The organism is Streptomyces sp. NPDC056628, from assembly GCF_042792555.1.
In the GTDB taxonomy this organism is placed as follows: Bacteria; Actinomycetota; Actinomycetes; order Streptomycetales; family Streptomycetaceae; genus Streptomyces.
The window spans coordinates 107,684-121,462 of the sequence record NZ_JBHTWG010000007.1 but is presented as its reverse complement, the minus strand read 5'-3'; the positions used below and the strand labels follow the sequence as shown (position 1 = coordinate 121,462).

The window sequence follows — 13,779 nt, the reverse complement described above, 5'->3', positions numbered from 1 at the left end:
GATGGTGACGTTCGCGCAGGCGCAGGAGCGCGCCGAGGAGTGGATCAACGGCGATGTGCCGTCGTACCAGCATCGTGAGGTGCGGGTCCGGGAGTTCGGGCTGGGCTTCGTGGTGTGGGGTGAGGACCGTGCGGACGGGCCGCGGTCGGACGGCGGTGCGCAGCGGCTGGTGATCGCCCGGGACAGCGGGGAGGCCACCTTGTGGCCGTCGCTGCCGGTGGGTGAGGTGATCCGCCGTTATGAGGAGGAGTACGGCCGGGGCGACGCGGTCGCGGAGCCGGCGCCTGCGCCGGCGGCGCGGGTGGATCTGAACCAGACGTCGTTCCTGCTGACGCCGCCGGAGTGGTTGCAGGAGGCGGCGGACCGGATGGGTGTGCCGGATCGCCGGCAGCCGGCGGACGAGGAGCCGCGGGACGCGGTGCCGGTGGCGGTGGCGGACGAGCCGCGGGACGCGGTGCCCGAGGGGGCGACTCCGTGGGCCGGTACGGACACCAATGCCGACGCGGGCGAGGACCGTTCGGTGCCGCTGCCGGAGACGGTGTTCGCGCCGCCGCTGAGCGGTGACGACACCGCGGCGCCGCCGAATGCCGAGACGGCGCTGATGGCGGCGGGCGGCGGGCTGCCGGGCACGGCGATCGAGCCGGCGGCGGACGGTCCGGACGCGTCGGGTGTGCCGTCGTACGGGTATCCGCAGGGTGTGGGTGCGCCCCCGCCTCCGCCGGCGCCGCCGTCGTACGGGTATCCGCAGCCGCCGGGTGTGCCGGGGCGGCCCGCGCCGGGCGCGGGCGACATCGCGGACGCGGCGACGAGCAAGGCGCCGCCGCGCGGGCCGGGTGGCTCGACGCCGCCTCCGCCGCCGGGCGCTCCGGGTGCCCCGGCCGGCGGGTATGTGGCGACGCAACTGGTGTCGTCGCCCGGGCCCGACGGGCCGGCGGGTGCGTCGGGGCCGGGGGTTCCGCCGCCGCCGGGTGCGCTCGGCGCCCCCGGTGTGCCGAGTGCTCCCGGGGCTCCGGGTGCTCCGGGCGTGCCCGCTCCGCCCGGTGCTCCGGGTGCCCCTGGTGTGCCGAGTCCGCCGGGTGCGCCCGGTGCGCCCGGTGTCCCGGCCGGTACGCCCCCGGGTGGGGTACACCATGCCGACACGATGCTCGCCGGTCCCGGTCAGGGGGGCGGCCCGCCGCGGCCTCCGGCGCCGCCCGGCGCCCCGGGTGCCCCGGGCATGCCCGGCACCCCGAAGCCTCCGGGTGCTCCCGGTGCTCCGCAGCCTCCCGGTGCCCCGGCGGGTGACCCCGGTGCCGTGCATCACGCGGAGACCGTGCTGTCCGCCCCGCCCGTCGCGGGTCCCGGCGTGCCTCCGCCACCGCCCGCCCTGGGTGTTCCCGGCACCCAGCAAGCGCCCCCCGGCTTCCCCGGTGTGCCGGCCGGGCGCCCCGGGCCGGTCGGACCCGCCGGACCGGTCGGTCCTCCCGGTCCCGGTGTGCCGCCGGGCGTCCACCAGCCGCCCATGCCCCCCGGCGCCATGGCGCCGTCCCCGGGGCAGCCGCCGGCGTACGGCTATCCGCAGCAGCCGGTGGGGCAGCCGACCGTCGGACCCGGCTACCAGGCCGTCCTGCGGTACCGCGCGCAGGACGGTTCGGAGCAGCAGCTGATCCGGCGTTCGGCGCCGGGCACGCCGCACCCGGAGTGGCAGATCTTCCACGAGCTGCGCGCCATGAACGTGCCGCCGGACCAGGTGCTGGAGCTGCACACCGAGCTGGAGTCGTGCGAGCTGCCGGGCGCGTACTGCGCGCGGATGATCCGGGAGCAGTGGCCGCAGGCGCGGATCACGTCGATCGCGCCGTACGGCACGGACCACGCGAGCCGTCAGCAGGGCATGGGTCAGCTGCTGGCGCACCAGGGCGAGTTGCACCAGGTGGCGGACGGCCCGGCGCGGCCGGCGCCGGTGCGGGCCCCGCTGCCGCAGGTGCACCCGGCGCCGCCGATCCCCCCGGAGGGGGTGGCGCACGAGCTCGCCGGGGCGTTCGGGCCGGGGATCTTCCGGTTCGAGCAGGCCGCGGTGTCCCGGCAGGGTGTGCCGCCGATCGTGGCGCACAGCCTGGTCGTGGGCGGTCTGCCGCTGGACATGGGTCCGTTCTTCTGGTCGCAGGCCCAGCCGGGGCGGCCGGTGCCGACGCTGGCGGAGCTGGCGCAGGAGCGCGGGGTGCAGCCGGCGCCGGACGCGGGGTCGTACCTGGTGATGGGCAGCGACTTCGGAAAGGCCCTGTGTGTGCAGTACGGGACGGCGCACATCGTGGCGGTGCCGGTGGAGGCCGGGCCGGGCGGTGCGTCCGTGCCGCCGCAGTTCGTGAACACGGGGCTGCCCGAGTTCCAGCGCTGCCTGGCGTTGCTGGGCCGGATGTGGCGGCTGCGGTTCGGGCTGAACCAGGAGCAGGCGGGCCGCTGGACCGTCGACTTCCAGGCGCAGCTGGCCGCGCTGGACCCGGCGGCGCTGGCTTCGCCGGAGAGCTGGTGGTCGGTGCTGCTGGAACAGATGTGGGACGGACTGCTCTGACCTCGCACGGACGTTCGTCCGGTCGTGGAGTGTGTGACGTGATGTCACCCGGCTGCCGCTGAGGGCGGCCGGGTGTGGTGAGGGGCCGATCCCGGTGGTGAGACCGGGATCGGCCCCTTTCGTGTGCGCTGTTCGCCCTTCCCCGCGCCCGCGACCCGCACCCGTACGCGGAGTGTCGCGTTATGACCACTTACGCCTGATACTTCAAGATGTGCGCTAAATCATCATTTTACTGTCCGTTTGGTGGAGAGGGGTCACGAGATGAGTGGCGCACTGGTCCCGCTGTACGACTTCATGGTCGTACGAGGGCGCGGCTACCGTCCCGACCAGGTCGACGCGTTCGTCGACGCCCTCTCCCGCGACCGTGACGCCGCCTGGGAGCGGGCCGCCCGGCTCACCGTGCTCGCCCGGGAGATGGAGGCGGAGGCGGAGCAGCTGAAGGAGGAGGTGGCGCGGCTCGGCCCGCAGACGTACGAGAGCCTCGGCGAGCGGGCGCGGCGGATCTTCGAGCTGGTCGAGCAGGAGGCCGCGGCCGTGCGGGGGGAGGCGCGGCGGGAGGCGCAACGCCTGATGGACGAGGCGCAGGCGTGGGCGGACGAGGTGCGCGAGGCCGCGCGGACGCACGCCGACGCGGTGACCGCCGAGGCGGAGGGGTTCGCGGAGGGGCGGCTGCTCGCGGCCCGGACCGAGGCGGACGAGATCCGGGTGACGGCCCGCCGCGAGGTGCGGGAGGAACGCAAGGGGGCGCTGGGCGCGTTGCGGGAGGCACGGCAGCGCACCGTGGGGACGCTGGCCGAGCAGGCGGAGCGGCGCGACACGGTGTGGGTCCGGGCCGAGCGGGAGGCCGAGGAGCGGCTGGCCGCGCAGGAGGCGGCGGAGCGGGAGCGGCAGGCGCGCGCGGAGGCGGCGCTGGCCGAGGCGACGGAGGTGTTCGCGGACGCCGAGGCGTCGGCGCGCCGCCTGCGGGAGGAGGCGCGGGCCCACGCCGAGGAGTTGGTCGCGGCGGCCCGGCGGCGGGCCGAGGAGATCGCGCTGGAGACGGAGCGCGTGCTGCGTGAGCACAGCGACACCTGGGACGACGTGCGCGCCCACATCGGGCAGATGCGCAACAGCCTGACGGCGCTGACCGGGCAGGCGGCGCTGGAGTGAGGGCCCGCCGCCGGCGTACCGGCGGCGGGCCCTCGGCCGTGCGCGGTCAGTTGCCCCGGCGGACGGCTCCCGCGAGGATCCATCCTTCGACGGCCTCGTACTCCCGTCGCTGTTCGTCGGAGTCGCTGCGGCCCGACAGGACCGTCCCGAGGTAGCCGAGGGCGAACCCGGCGGGGATCGACACCAGACCCGGTGTGGTGAACGGGAACCAGTTGAAGTCGGCCTCGGGGAACGCCGCTATGGGCGAGCCGGAGACCAGGTTGGTGCCCGGCATCAGCAGCAGGACGACGACGGCGCCGCCGATCAGGGTCCACAGCAGTCCGGTGCGGGTGTACCGGCGCCAGAAGAGGCTGTAGACGAGCGCGGGGGCGATGGCGGAGGCGCCCAGGGTGAACGACAGCGTCACCAGGGGCTGCAGGCTGCGGTGCTGGGCCAGCGTCGCCAGCAGGATCGCCGGGACGCCGACGCCCAGGGCCGACAGCCGGGCCACGGTCATCTCCTGGCGGGTGGTCAGCCGCCGCGCCCGGGTGGCGAACACGTCGTGCGCCAGGGAGTTGGCGCAGGCGAGGATCATGCCGGCCACCGAGGCGAGCACCGTCAGGAAGATGGCGGTGGTGACCGTCGTGAACAGCAGGGTCTCCGCGTACGAGACGTCGGCGCCGAACACGGCCCGGGAGCCCAGCAGGAAGGCGGTGTTGCCCTGCGGGTCGGCCCCGGCGATGACCTCACGGCCGATCAGCGCGGTCGCGCCGAACCCGACCACCGTGATCACCAGCACGAACAGGGCGACGCTGGACACCGCCCAGGACATCGACCGGCGGACCTGACGGGCCCCGGTCGCGGTGTACATGCGCATGGTGATGTGCGGCAGGACGCCGCCGCCGAGGACGACGGCGAGCTGCGTGGTGATCATGTCGAGGCGCGGGTACGGGCTGCCCGCGAACTGCAGTCCGGAGTTCAGGAACGCGTCGCCGACGCCGCTCTGCGCGGCGCCCGCGTCGAACAGCGCGCCCGGGTCCCAGTCGAAGCGGTGCAGGATGAGCAGGGCGACGATGGACCCCGAGCCGAGCAGCATGACGAGCTTGAGGATCTGGATGAGGGCGGTGCCCTTCATGCCGCCGATCGCCGCGTAGCTGATCATCAGCACGCCCAGGCCGATGATGCAGCCGGTCTTCATGGAGTCGCTGGAGAAGCCGAGGATGAACGCGAGCAGCTGGCCGGTCCCGGCGAGCTGCACCAGCATCAGCGGCAGCAGCGCGGCCAGGGTCACCGCGCACGCGGCCATCCGTACGGCCCGGCCGGGCATCCGGCGGGCGAGGGCGTCGCCCATGGTGAACCGGCCCGCGTTGCGCAGCGGTTCGGCCAGCAGGAACATCAGCAGCATCAGCGACAGGGCCGTGCTCAGGGCGAGCACGATGCCGTCGTAGCCGCACAGCGCGACCACGCCGGTGGTGCCGAGGACGGTGGCGGCGCTGATGTAGTCGCCGCCGATCGCGAGGCCGTTGCGCAGCGGCGACAGGGAGCTGTAGCCGGTGTAGAACTCGTCGAGGTCGTCCCGGTCGGGGCCGGTCATCACGCACAGCAGCAGCGTGATGGTGGCCACCGCGCAGAAGGCGACCAGGGACATCGCCTGGGCGTCTCCGCCGAAGTCGGTCATCGTCCGGTCCCCCTCTGCCCGGCGGCGTCCCGCTTGGCGTCGATCTCGGCCTGCCGTCGGATGCGGTCGGCGACCGGGTCGAGGTAGCGGCGGGCGGTGTGCTCGTACAGGACGATCGCCAGCCAGGTGACCGGCAGTTGGAGCAGGGCGAGGAGCAGTCCGGCGGGCAGGCCGGCGGCGACCTCGTCGCTCATGAAGCCGGGTGCGAAGGCGGACAGGATCAGGAACAGCAGGAAGTAGCCCAGGGCGGTGAGAGTCGCCACCCGGCGCTGGAGGCGGTAGGCGGTGCGCAGCACCCGCAGGTCGCTGTGGTGCCCGAGCGGAGGGTGGTCGGGGGCGCGGTGGCGCGGCGGCTCGGGGGGTTCGGGCGGGAAGGCGGCCTGCCACGGGTAGGTGGCGTAGGACGGTGGCGGCGCGTGGGACACATGGGGTGGGTATGGCTCATACGGGGAGGACATCCCGGTACTCCTTGCGTGGCTCGGGTCCGGTGCGGCGGACCGCAGGGAGGTGGGGGGCGGGCGAGCCACGCACGTTACTTCGGAGTACGGGCGAGCGCGAGAGTTTCGACAAACTGATCGGTCGGTATATGGGATCGCTATCTAGTCGTGTCTGACCAGCGGTGTTACCGGCGTTAACTCAGACTTTTTGCGCCGCCTGTCAGGCCGTTGTCCGCCCGGGGCCCGGCAGACGCACCGTGACCAGCAGGCCGCCGCCCTGACGGGGCGCCAGATCGAGGGTGCCGCCGTGCGCGCGGACGACGCTGTGCACGATGGCCAGGCCCAGGCCGGCGCCCGCGTGCCCGTCGGTGCGGACGCGCTCGGTGCCGCGCCGGAACGGCTCGGTCAGCGTCGGCACGAGGCCGGGCGGCACCGGCGGGCCGGTGTTCTCCACCCGCAGCTCGCCCAGGTCCCCCCGCGTCCCGGTCCGCACGGTGACGGTGCCGCCGTCGGGAAGGTTGTGGACGACCGCGTTCTGGACGAGGTTCGTCACCATCCGCAGCAGCAGTTCCGCCGAGCCGCCGACCGGGGCGGCTCCGCCCGAGACGTCCAGCGTGATCCCGCGCTCCTCGGCCCGGGGCAGCAGCATCTCGGCGGCCTCCTCGGCGAGCAGGGACAGGTCGACCGTCTCCCGGGCGAAGTTGCCCCGGTCGCTGCGGCCGAGCAGCAGCAGGGCCTCCGTCAGGTCGATCGCGCGGGCGTTGACGGCCTGGAGGCGGGCGAACACCTCGTCGTGGTCGCCGTCCGGGTCCCGGCGGGCGACGTCGAGCAGGGCCTGCGAGATGGCCAGCGGGGTGCGCAGCTCGTGGGAGGCGTTCGCGGCGAACCGCTGCTGCTCGGCCACGTGCGACTCCAGCCGTTCCAGCATGCCGTCGAAGGCGTCCGCCAGTTCACGGAACTCGTCCTGGCGGCCCTCCATGCGGATACGGTGCGACAGCGATCCGCTCCCCGCCGTCCGGGCGGCGGCCGTGATCCGGGTGAGCGGCGCCAGCATCCGCCCGGCGAGGATCCACCCGCCGCCGAGGCCGGCCACCAGCAGCACCCCCATCGTCACGGCCGCCGCGCGCCCGAAGATCCGCGACAGCAGATACCGGTTGGGGGAGATACCCAGCAGGCCCCGCGAGTTGTCCGGCACATAGCGCAGCAGGAACACCCACACCACGGCCAGCAGCACCGCCCCGGTGACCAGGACGACACCGGCGTAGCTGAGCGTGAGCTTCAGACGGGTGCTCGGGCCGGGACGCCTAGGCACGGGCGTCGCCGCCGGTGTCGATGCGGTAGCCGACGCCCGGAACGGTCACGATGACCCACGGCTCGCCCAGCCGTTTGCGCAGTGCGGAGACGGTGATGCGGACGGCGTTGGTGAACGGGTCGGCGTTCTCGTCCCAGGCCCGCTCCAGCAGTTCCTCCGCGCCGACCACCCCGCCCTCGGCGGACACCAGCACCTCCAGCACCGCGAACTGCTTGCGGGTCAGCGCCACATGGCGTCCGTCGCGGAACACCTCCCGGCGGAACGGGTCCAGGCGCAGGCCCGCGATCTCCCGCACCGGGGGCCGGGCGTGCGCGCGCCTGCGGTCCAGCGCCCGCAGCCGCAGGACGAGTTCCCGCAGGTCGAACGGCTTGGTGAGGTAGTCGTCGGCGCCCAGCTCGAACCCGGACGCCTTGTCGTCGATCCGGTCGGCCGCGGTCAGCATGAGGATCGGGACGCCGCTGCCGGACGCCACGATGTGCCGGGCCACCTCGTCGCCGGACGGGCCGGGGATGTCACGGTCCAGGACCGCGATGTCGTAGGAGTGGACGCTCAGCATCTCCAGGGCCGTGTCGCCGTCACCGGCGATGTCGGCGGCGATCGCCTCCAGCCGCAGGCCGTCCCGGACGGCCTCGGCCAGATAGGGCTCGTCCTCCACGATCAGTACGCGCATGTCCGCAGCCTAGGCAGCGGTGCGTACCGCCGGCGTATGCGAGGACGGCCGCGCCGGGACGCGCCACCAGCGGCGCGACGCCAGCGCGGCGAGCGCGGCACCGGCCGCGTTCACCAGGACGTCGTCCACCGACGACACGCGGTCCAGGCGCAGCACGTACTGCGCCGTCTCGACCACGACCGAACAGGCCGTCCCGAGCGCCAGCACACGCGGCACGGACGCCAGCGCCGCGCACCGCATCGGTGCGAAGAAGCCGAGGGCCGCGAAGACGAGCAGATTGCCGGTGATCCCGAGCGGGCCCATCGTGACCAGGTCGCGCAGCGGTACGAGGCTGACCCGGCCGGGGACCCGGCCCGCCGCCGCGCCGGGCATGAGGATCAGCCAGACGAACGGCACCGTGCCGTGCACCATGCCGACCTCGGCCAGCGACAGCCGCCATGCCGCCGGGACCCCGCGGGAGCGCCGCCACCAGGCCAGCGCCCCCGCCACCAGGACGGCCGACGGAACGGTGAGCAGGGTCATCAGCACCACGCCGTTGAACGTGTCGAAGCAGCCGTGCCACCGCCCGGCCATACAGGTCGGCGCGGCCATCATCAGCGGCCGCCGCAGGAGGAACAGGACGGCCGCCACGCCGAGCACGGCCGTCCCGGCAGGGACGAGAGCGCGGGACGGCTTCCGAGGGGACGGGGACGCGGTGTGGGTCATGCCTCCATGACAGAGGCGGGGCTGTTGCGGGGGTGTACGCGGTTTTCGATACGCCCGCGATACACGGTGCCGACGAACGCGGTCCAGGCGGACGCGGAGAAGACGAGGGCCGGGCCGGTGGGGAGTTTGCTGTCACGGACGGGGACGGAGGGGTGTGCCGTGTCGGCGACTTCGAGGCAGTCGCCGCTGTCCCCGCCGCTGTGGCTCGACTTGCGCCACGAGGTCAGGACGGAGGCGTCAGGGATGCGGTGCTCGTTGCGCTTCATGCTCGTAATCCTCCGCGGCAGACCTGAGGAGGGCCAGAGATGCCCGGTGCGACAACGCGTCGCCCAGCGCGTGATCGTAGGCCACCTGGCATTCGCGGACCACGGACGGCAGTTCCCAGACGCGGCCGTTTCTCAAGCCCTCCACGTAGGCGACGGGAGGCAGGTCCTCGAACCACATCAGGGAGACGAAGCCCTCCAGCAGTGCGTGATAGCCGGCGGAGAAGGGCAGGACATGCACACGGATGCGCCGGGCCTCGGCGAGCGTCAGGACGTGCCGGAGCTGTTCCGCCATCACGGCGGGCCCTCCGATCGGCCGTCGCAGCACGGCCTCGTCGAACACGGCCCATACGGCTGGGGTGCTGGGATCGTCGAGGATGCGTCCGCGCTGCAGACGTGTGACAAGCAGGGCGTCACGTTGCTCGTCGCTCCTCTGCCTGGCGCCGGAACTGAGCACCTCGCGGGCGTATGCGGGCGTCTGGAGAATGCCGGGCACCAACTTCGGCGCGTACAGCCGGATCTCGGTGGCCTGCCCCTCGAACTCGGCGGCGCCTTTGAAGTGTTCCGCCACCTTGCGGCCGTCCAGGACCGGCAGGAAGTTCTCGAAGAAACCGTCCGTACCCAGCACCTGATCGAGGCGCCGGGCGTCCTCGACGTCCGGTCTGCGGCGCCCGCCCTCGATGTGCGCGATATGCGTCCGCGACATCACCGCCCGCTGGCTCAGCTCCTCCTGCGTCAGACCGGCCGCCTCCCGGCGCCGTTTCAGTTCCGCGCCGTACTGCTCCCGCGAACGCGGGTTGTCCTCGATGGCCACCCCGGCGACTCCCCTCCGTGCGGACTCCGTTGTCACACTGAGCCACCTTCCGAGCGTACCCACGGTGACGTCACCCTGTGTCGGAGACGGCACGGAAAGTGAAAGGTGACGACATGGAGCAGGCTGAACAGGAGAAAGACCCGTTCACGGAGGTGCCCGGGCCCGCGCTCACGCTGCGTGTCTCCCGGGACGGCGGACGGACCTGGGGACCGAGGGTGACGTACCAGCCGTCCCGCAAGGACACGCCCTTCGACCTCGCGGGCCGCTTCCCGCCCTGCCGTTGCCCGAGGTGTGTCCGTCCGGGGTAGGACACCGCGACGACCGCCCGCGCCGGTCGGTCCCGGTGTGCCGTGCGCCGTCGCGCGGCGCGTCCCCCGTGCCGCCCACCAGGGTCCCCTCCGCATGTGTTCCCCGTGCACCCGTCCGCCCGGGGACAGCCGCGCACTTGACCCTCACGCGGCGGCAGGGTGGAGGCTGGATGGGCCGAAGGGCGCAGCGACCCTGACGCGGCGTCCACCCCAGGGGGGAGAGCCCCTAGGGGTACCTCCGTACCAGGTCTCGGGGAGGGCTGGTACCGGCGGAGGACGAGACGGCGGGGGCCGCGTCCTTAACCTGGCTTTACGCCGCCGGGGGGTGGCTGACCGAACCTGCGGGGGTGGGGTTTACCCCCGCAGAAGACGGGGCCGGGCACCAGCGCGCCGGACCCCTTCCCGACCCGAGACTGACGCCGTGACGTGATGGCGTGACGCGCCTGCTGAACCGACTGAGGAGACATACCGTGACATCGGCTGTGACCATTCCCGGGCACGGGGGCGATTCTGAAGGTGCGCCGCGCAGCGCCTCGTTGAGGGGTGGTGGCCGGGTGACGGGAGGGAGCACGGCCGTTGCCGCGCGGGCGCGGCAGGTCGTGAAGGCGTACGGGTCGGGGGAGACCCGCGTCGTCGCCCTCGACCACGTCGACGTGGACATCGCCCGCGGGCAGTTCACCGCGATCATGGGCCCCTCGGGGTCCGGCAAGTCCACCCTGATGCACTGCCTCGCCGGGCTCGACACCGTCACCGGCGGGCAGATCTACCTGGACGAGACCGAGATCACCGGGCTGAAGGACAAGAAGCTCACCCGACTGCGGCGCGACCGCATCGGGTTCATCTTCCAGGCGTTCAACCTGCTGCCCACGCTGAACGCCCTGGAGAACATCACGCTGCCGATGGACATCGCCGGCCGCAAGCCGGACAAGGCGTGGCTCGGGCGGGTCGTGGACACCGTGGGCCTGTCCGAGCGGCTCAGGCACCGGCCCACCCAGCTCTCCGGCGGCCAGCAGCAGCGCGTCGCGGTCGCCCGCGCCCTCGCCGCCCGCCCGGAGATCATCTTCGGTGACGAGCCGACCGGCAACCTGGACTCCCGCGCCGGTGCCGAGGTGCTGGGCTTCCTGCGCCGTTCCGTGGACGAGCTCGGGCAGACCATCGTGATGGTCACCCACGACCCGGTCGCCGCGTCCTACGCGGACCGGGTGCTGTACCTCGCCGACGGACGCATCGTCGACGAGATGCACAAGCCGACGGCGGAAGCGGTCCTGGACCGCATGAAGGACTTCGACGCCCGGGGGCGCACGTCATGACTGTCGTGAAGACCTCGCTGCGCAACTTCTTCGCGCACAAGGGCCGGATGGCGCTGTCCGCGGTGGCGGTGCTGCTGTCCGTGGCGTTCGTGTGCGGCACGCTCGTGTTCACCGACACGATGAACACCACCTTCGACAAGCTCTTCGCGGTCACCTCCTCCGACGTCAGCGTCAGCCCCAAGGACGCCGAGGACGAGGACGACGGCGCCGGCACGGGCCGGCCCGCCTCACTGCCCGCGTCGGTCGTCGAGCAGGTCGCGTCGGTCGACGGCGTCAAGAAGGCGGAGGGTGCGGTCACCTCGCTGAACGTGACCGTCGTCGACGCCGACAACAAGAACATGGGGTCGTCCACCGGGGCGCCCACCATCGCCGGCAACTGGACCGAGAACGACCTGCGGTCCATGGAGATCACCTCCGGGCACGCCCCGCGCGGGCCCACCGAGGTCATGGTCGACGCCGACACCGCCGACAAGCACGACCTGAAGCTCGGTGACGAACTGCGCACCATCGCCGCCACCGGCGACATCCGCGCGAAGATCGTCGGCATCGCCTCCTGGAAGGTGACCAACCCGGGCGCGGCCGTCGTCTACTTCGACACCGCGACCAGCCAGCGCGCCCTGCTCGGTGCCACCGGCCGGTTCACCCAGGTCTCCGTCACCGCCGCGGACGGCGTGAGCGACACCCGGCTCAAGCGGAACGTGGCACAGGCCCTGGACGGCTCGTACAAGATCCAGACGGCCAAGGAGAACGCCGACGAGAACCGCAAGGACGTCGGCGAGTTCATGGACATCATCAAGTACGCCATGCTCGGCTTCGCCGGGATCGCGTTCCTGGTCGGCATCTTCCTGATCATCAACACCTTCTCGATGCTGGTCGCCCAGCGCACCCGCGAGATCGGCCTGATGCGGGCCATCGGCTCCTCGCGCCGCCAGGTCAACCGGTCGGTGCTGGTGGAGGCGCTGCTGCTCGGCTTCGTCGGGTCCGTCCTCGGAGTCGGCGCGGGCGTCGGGATCGCCGTCGGCCTGATGAAGCTGATGTCGATGGCCGGCATGAGCCTGTCCACCGACGACCTCACCGTGAGGACGACGACCCCCGTGGTCGGCCTGATCCTCGGTGTCGTGGTGACCGTGCTGGCCGCCTACCTGCCGGCCCGCCGCGCCGGGAAGGTCTCCCCGATGGCCGCCCTGCGCGACGCCGGCACCCCGGCCGACGGCAAGGCCGGCCGGGTGCGGGGCCTGGTCGGAGTGGTGCTCACCGGCGCGGGCGCGGTCGCCCTGTACGCGGCGGCCACCGCCGACAAGGCGAGCGACGGCGCGCTGATGCTGGGCGGCGGTGTGGTGCTGTCCCTGATCGGCTTCGTCGTCATCGGCCCGCTCCTCGCGGGCGGTGTGGTCCGGGTGATCAGCGCGGTACTGCTGCGGGCGTTCGGGCCCGTGGGCCGCATGGCCGAGCGCAACGCCCTGCGCAACCCGCGCCGCACCGGCGCCACCGGTGCCGCCCTGATGATCGGCCTCGCCCTGGTGGCGTGCCTGTCGGTGGTCGGCTCCTCGATGGTCGCCTCGGCGACGAGCGAGCTCGACAAGTCGGTCGGCGCGGACTTCATCGTGATGAGCCAGCAGCAGCCGATCGTGCCGCAGGCCGAGAAGGCCATGGAGCGCACGCCCGGCCTCGCCCACGTCACCCACTACAAGAGCGTCGACGCCACCCTGACCTCGCCGGACGGCAGGACCGACGACACCGGGGTCACGGCCGCCGACCCGACGTACGCCGAGGACCTGCGCCGTACGACCACGGAGGGCACCCTGTCCGCCGCCTACGGCAAGGACGCCATGTCGGTCGGCAGCGACTACGCGAAGAAGCACGGCGTGCACGTCGGCGACACGATCACCGTCGCCTTCAAGGGCGGTGAGACGGCCGAGCTGAAGGTCGCCGCCATCACCGACGACGACACCGCCATCGACCAGGGCGCCCGGTACCTGAGCATCGACACGCTCCGGACGTACCTGCCCGCGGACCGGATCCCGCAGGACGTGATCATGTTCGCCAAGGCGGAGGACGGCAAGCAGGACGCCGCCTACGCGGCCCTGAAGAAGGCGCTCGACCCGTACCCGCAGTACCAGGTCCGTGACCAGACCGACTACAAGGAGGAGCTGAAGGACCAGGTCGGCCAGCTCCTGAACATGGTCTACGGCCTGCTGGCCCTGGCGATCATCGTGGCGGTCCTCGGTGTGGTGAACACCCTGGCCCTGTCGGTGGTCGAGCGGACCCGGGAGATCGGCCTGCTGCGCGCCGTCGGCCTGTCCCGCCGGCAGCTGCGCCGCATGATCCGCATGGAGTCCGTGGTGATCGCCCTCTTCGGTGCCCTGCTGGGCCTCGGACTGGGCATGGGCTGGGGCGCGACCGCCCAGCGGCTGCTGGCGCTGGAGGGCCTGGGCGTCCTCGACATCCCGTGGCCGACGATCGCCGGGGTCTTCATCGGATCGGCCTTCGTGGGCCTGTTCGCCGCCCTCGTGCCGGCGTTCCGGGCGGGCCGGATGAACGTGCTCAACGCGATCGCGACCGAGTAGCCACCGCACACGGGGGTTGCGGGGGACCGGCCCGGCCCG

The 13,779-nt window shown here is 72.9% G+C and carries 12 protein-coding genes; 5 read left to right on the top strand and 7 right to left on the bottom strand.

Annotated elements, in window-relative coordinates; all coding sequences use genetic code 11:
• Position 1: 1 nt before the first annotated feature.
• Together ACFRAC_RS12470 and ACFRAC_RS12465 are read left to right on the top strand one after the other, a co-directional pair.
• Entirely contained in the window at positions 2-2,548 is a 2,547-nt protein-coding gene (locus tag ACFRAC_RS12470) for an SUKH-4 family immunity protein (protein WP_382923853.1), read from the top strand.
• Positions 2,549-2,809: 261 nt separating this feature from the next.
• On the top strand, positions 2,810-3,697 hold the full coding sequence (locus ACFRAC_RS12465) for a cellulose-binding protein (protein ID WP_382923852.1): 888 nt from the start codon (positions 2,810-2,812) through the stop codon (positions 3,695-3,697).
• Positions 3,698-3,743: 46 nt separating this feature from the next.
• Here the strand turns inward: ACFRAC_RS12465 and ACFRAC_RS12460 are convergent, their stop codons facing one another.
• The 7 genes from ACFRAC_RS12460 to ACFRAC_RS12430 all read right to left on the bottom strand — a co-directional run bounded on the left by ACFRAC_RS12460 (position 3,744) and on the right by ACFRAC_RS12430 (position 9,555).
• Positions 3,744-5,354 carry a cation acetate symporter gene (locus tag ACFRAC_RS12460; protein WP_382923851.1) on the bottom strand — a complete coding sequence of 537 codons (1,611 nt, stop codon included), beginning with the start codon at positions 5,352-5,354 and terminating at the stop codon, positions 3,744-3,746.
• Positions 5,351-5,812: a DUF485 domain-containing protein gene (locus tag ACFRAC_RS12455; RefSeq protein ID WP_382923850.1), complete on the bottom strand. Its 462-nt coding sequence runs from the start codon at positions 5,810-5,812 to the stop codon at positions 5,351-5,353. Before ACFRAC_RS12455 ends, ACFRAC_RS12460 begins: the two co-directional genes overlap by 4 nt.
• A gap of 199 nt (positions 5,813-6,011) precedes the next feature.
• The gene (locus ACFRAC_RS12450; RefSeq protein ID WP_382923849.1) at positions 6,012-7,103 is read right to left on the bottom strand and encodes a sensor histidine kinase; all 1,092 of its coding nucleotides are present in this window, start codon (positions 7,101-7,103) and stop codon (positions 6,012-6,014) included.
• The gene (locus tag ACFRAC_RS12445; RefSeq protein WP_382923848.1) at positions 7,096-7,773 is read right to left on the bottom strand and encodes a response regulator transcription factor; all 678 of its coding nucleotides are present in this window, start codon (positions 7,771-7,773) and stop codon (positions 7,096-7,098) included. Before ACFRAC_RS12445 ends, ACFRAC_RS12450 begins: the two co-directional genes overlap by 8 nt.
• Positions 7,774-7,782: 9 nt before the next feature.
• Positions 7,783-8,478 carry a VanZ family protein gene (locus tag ACFRAC_RS12440; protein WP_382923847.1) on the bottom strand — a complete coding sequence of 232 codons (696 nt, stop codon included), beginning with the start codon at positions 8,476-8,478 and terminating at the stop codon, positions 7,783-7,785.
• Positions 8,475-8,744: a DUF397 domain-containing protein gene (locus ACFRAC_RS12435; RefSeq protein WP_382923846.1), complete on the bottom strand. Its 270-nt coding sequence runs from the start codon at positions 8,742-8,744 to the stop codon at positions 8,475-8,477. The genes ACFRAC_RS12440 and ACFRAC_RS12435 overlap by 4 nt, the downstream gene beginning before the upstream one ends.
• The gene (locus tag ACFRAC_RS12430; protein WP_382923845.1) at positions 8,716-9,555 is read right to left on the bottom strand and encodes a Scr1 family TA system antitoxin-like transcriptional regulator; all 840 of its coding nucleotides are present in this window, start codon (positions 9,553-9,555) and stop codon (positions 8,716-8,718) included. The genes ACFRAC_RS12435 and ACFRAC_RS12430 overlap by 29 nt, the downstream gene beginning before the upstream one ends.
• A gap of 113 nt (positions 9,556-9,668) precedes the next feature.
• On the opposite strand from ACFRAC_RS12430, the gene ACFRAC_RS12425 reads away from it, so the two are divergent.
• The 3 genes from ACFRAC_RS12425 to ACFRAC_RS12415 all read left to right on the top strand — a co-directional run bounded on the left by ACFRAC_RS12425 (position 9,669) and on the right by ACFRAC_RS12415 (position 13,740).
• The gene (locus ACFRAC_RS12425; protein ID WP_382923844.1) at positions 9,669-9,863 is read left to right on the top strand and encodes a hypothetical protein; all 195 of its coding nucleotides are present in this window, start codon (positions 9,669-9,671) and stop codon (positions 9,861-9,863) included.
• Positions 9,864-10,333: 470 nt separating this feature from the next.
• Positions 10,334-11,173, top strand: coding sequence for an ABC transporter ATP-binding protein (locus ACFRAC_RS12420; RefSeq protein ID WP_382923843.1), 840 nt, complete (start codon positions 10,334-10,336; stop codon positions 11,171-11,173).
• Positions 11,170-13,740, top strand: coding sequence for an ABC transporter permease (locus ACFRAC_RS12415; protein WP_382923842.1), 2,571 nt, complete (start codon positions 11,170-11,172; stop codon positions 13,738-13,740). Before ACFRAC_RS12420 ends, ACFRAC_RS12415 begins: the two co-directional genes overlap by 4 nt.
• The last annotated feature ends 39 nt before the right edge of the window (positions 13,741-13,779 follow it).

What these genes read in the sequence shown, in the direction of transcription:
- ACFRAC_RS12455 (WP_382923850.1), bottom strand. Translation starts at nt 5,812, where the DNA reads ATGTCCTCCCCGTATGAGCCATACCCACCCCATGTGTCCCACGCGCCG.
- ACFRAC_RS12470 (WP_382923853.1), top strand. Translation starts at nt 2, where the DNA reads ATGGTGACGTTCGCGCAGGCGCAGGAGCGCGCCGAGGAGTGGATCAAC.
- ACFRAC_RS12460 (WP_382923851.1), bottom strand. Translation starts at nt 5,354, where the DNA reads ATGACCGACTTCGGCGGAGACGCCCAGGCGATGTCCCTGGTCGCCTTC.
- ACFRAC_RS12440 (WP_382923847.1), bottom strand. Translation starts at nt 8,478, where the DNA reads ATGACCCACACCGCGTCCCCGTCCCCTCGGAAGCCGTCCCGCGCTCTC.
- ACFRAC_RS12445 (WP_382923848.1), bottom strand. Translation starts at nt 7,773, where the DNA reads ATGCGCGTACTGATCGTGGAGGACGAGCCCTATCTGGCCGAGGCCGTC.
- ACFRAC_RS12465 (WP_382923852.1), top strand. Translation starts at nt 2,810, where the DNA reads ATGAGTGGCGCACTGGTCCCGCTGTACGACTTCATGGTCGTACGAGGG.
- ACFRAC_RS12415 (WP_382923842.1), top strand. Translation starts at nt 11,170, where the DNA reads ATGACTGTCGTGAAGACCTCGCTGCGCAACTTCTTCGCGCACAAGGGC.
- ACFRAC_RS12425 (WP_382923844.1), top strand. Translation starts at nt 9,669, where the DNA reads ATGGAGCAGGCTGAACAGGAGAAAGACCCGTTCACGGAGGTGCCCGGG.
- ACFRAC_RS12435 (WP_382923846.1), bottom strand. Translation starts at nt 8,744, where the DNA reads ATGAAGCGCAACGAGCACCGCATCCCTGACGCCTCCGTCCTGACCTCG.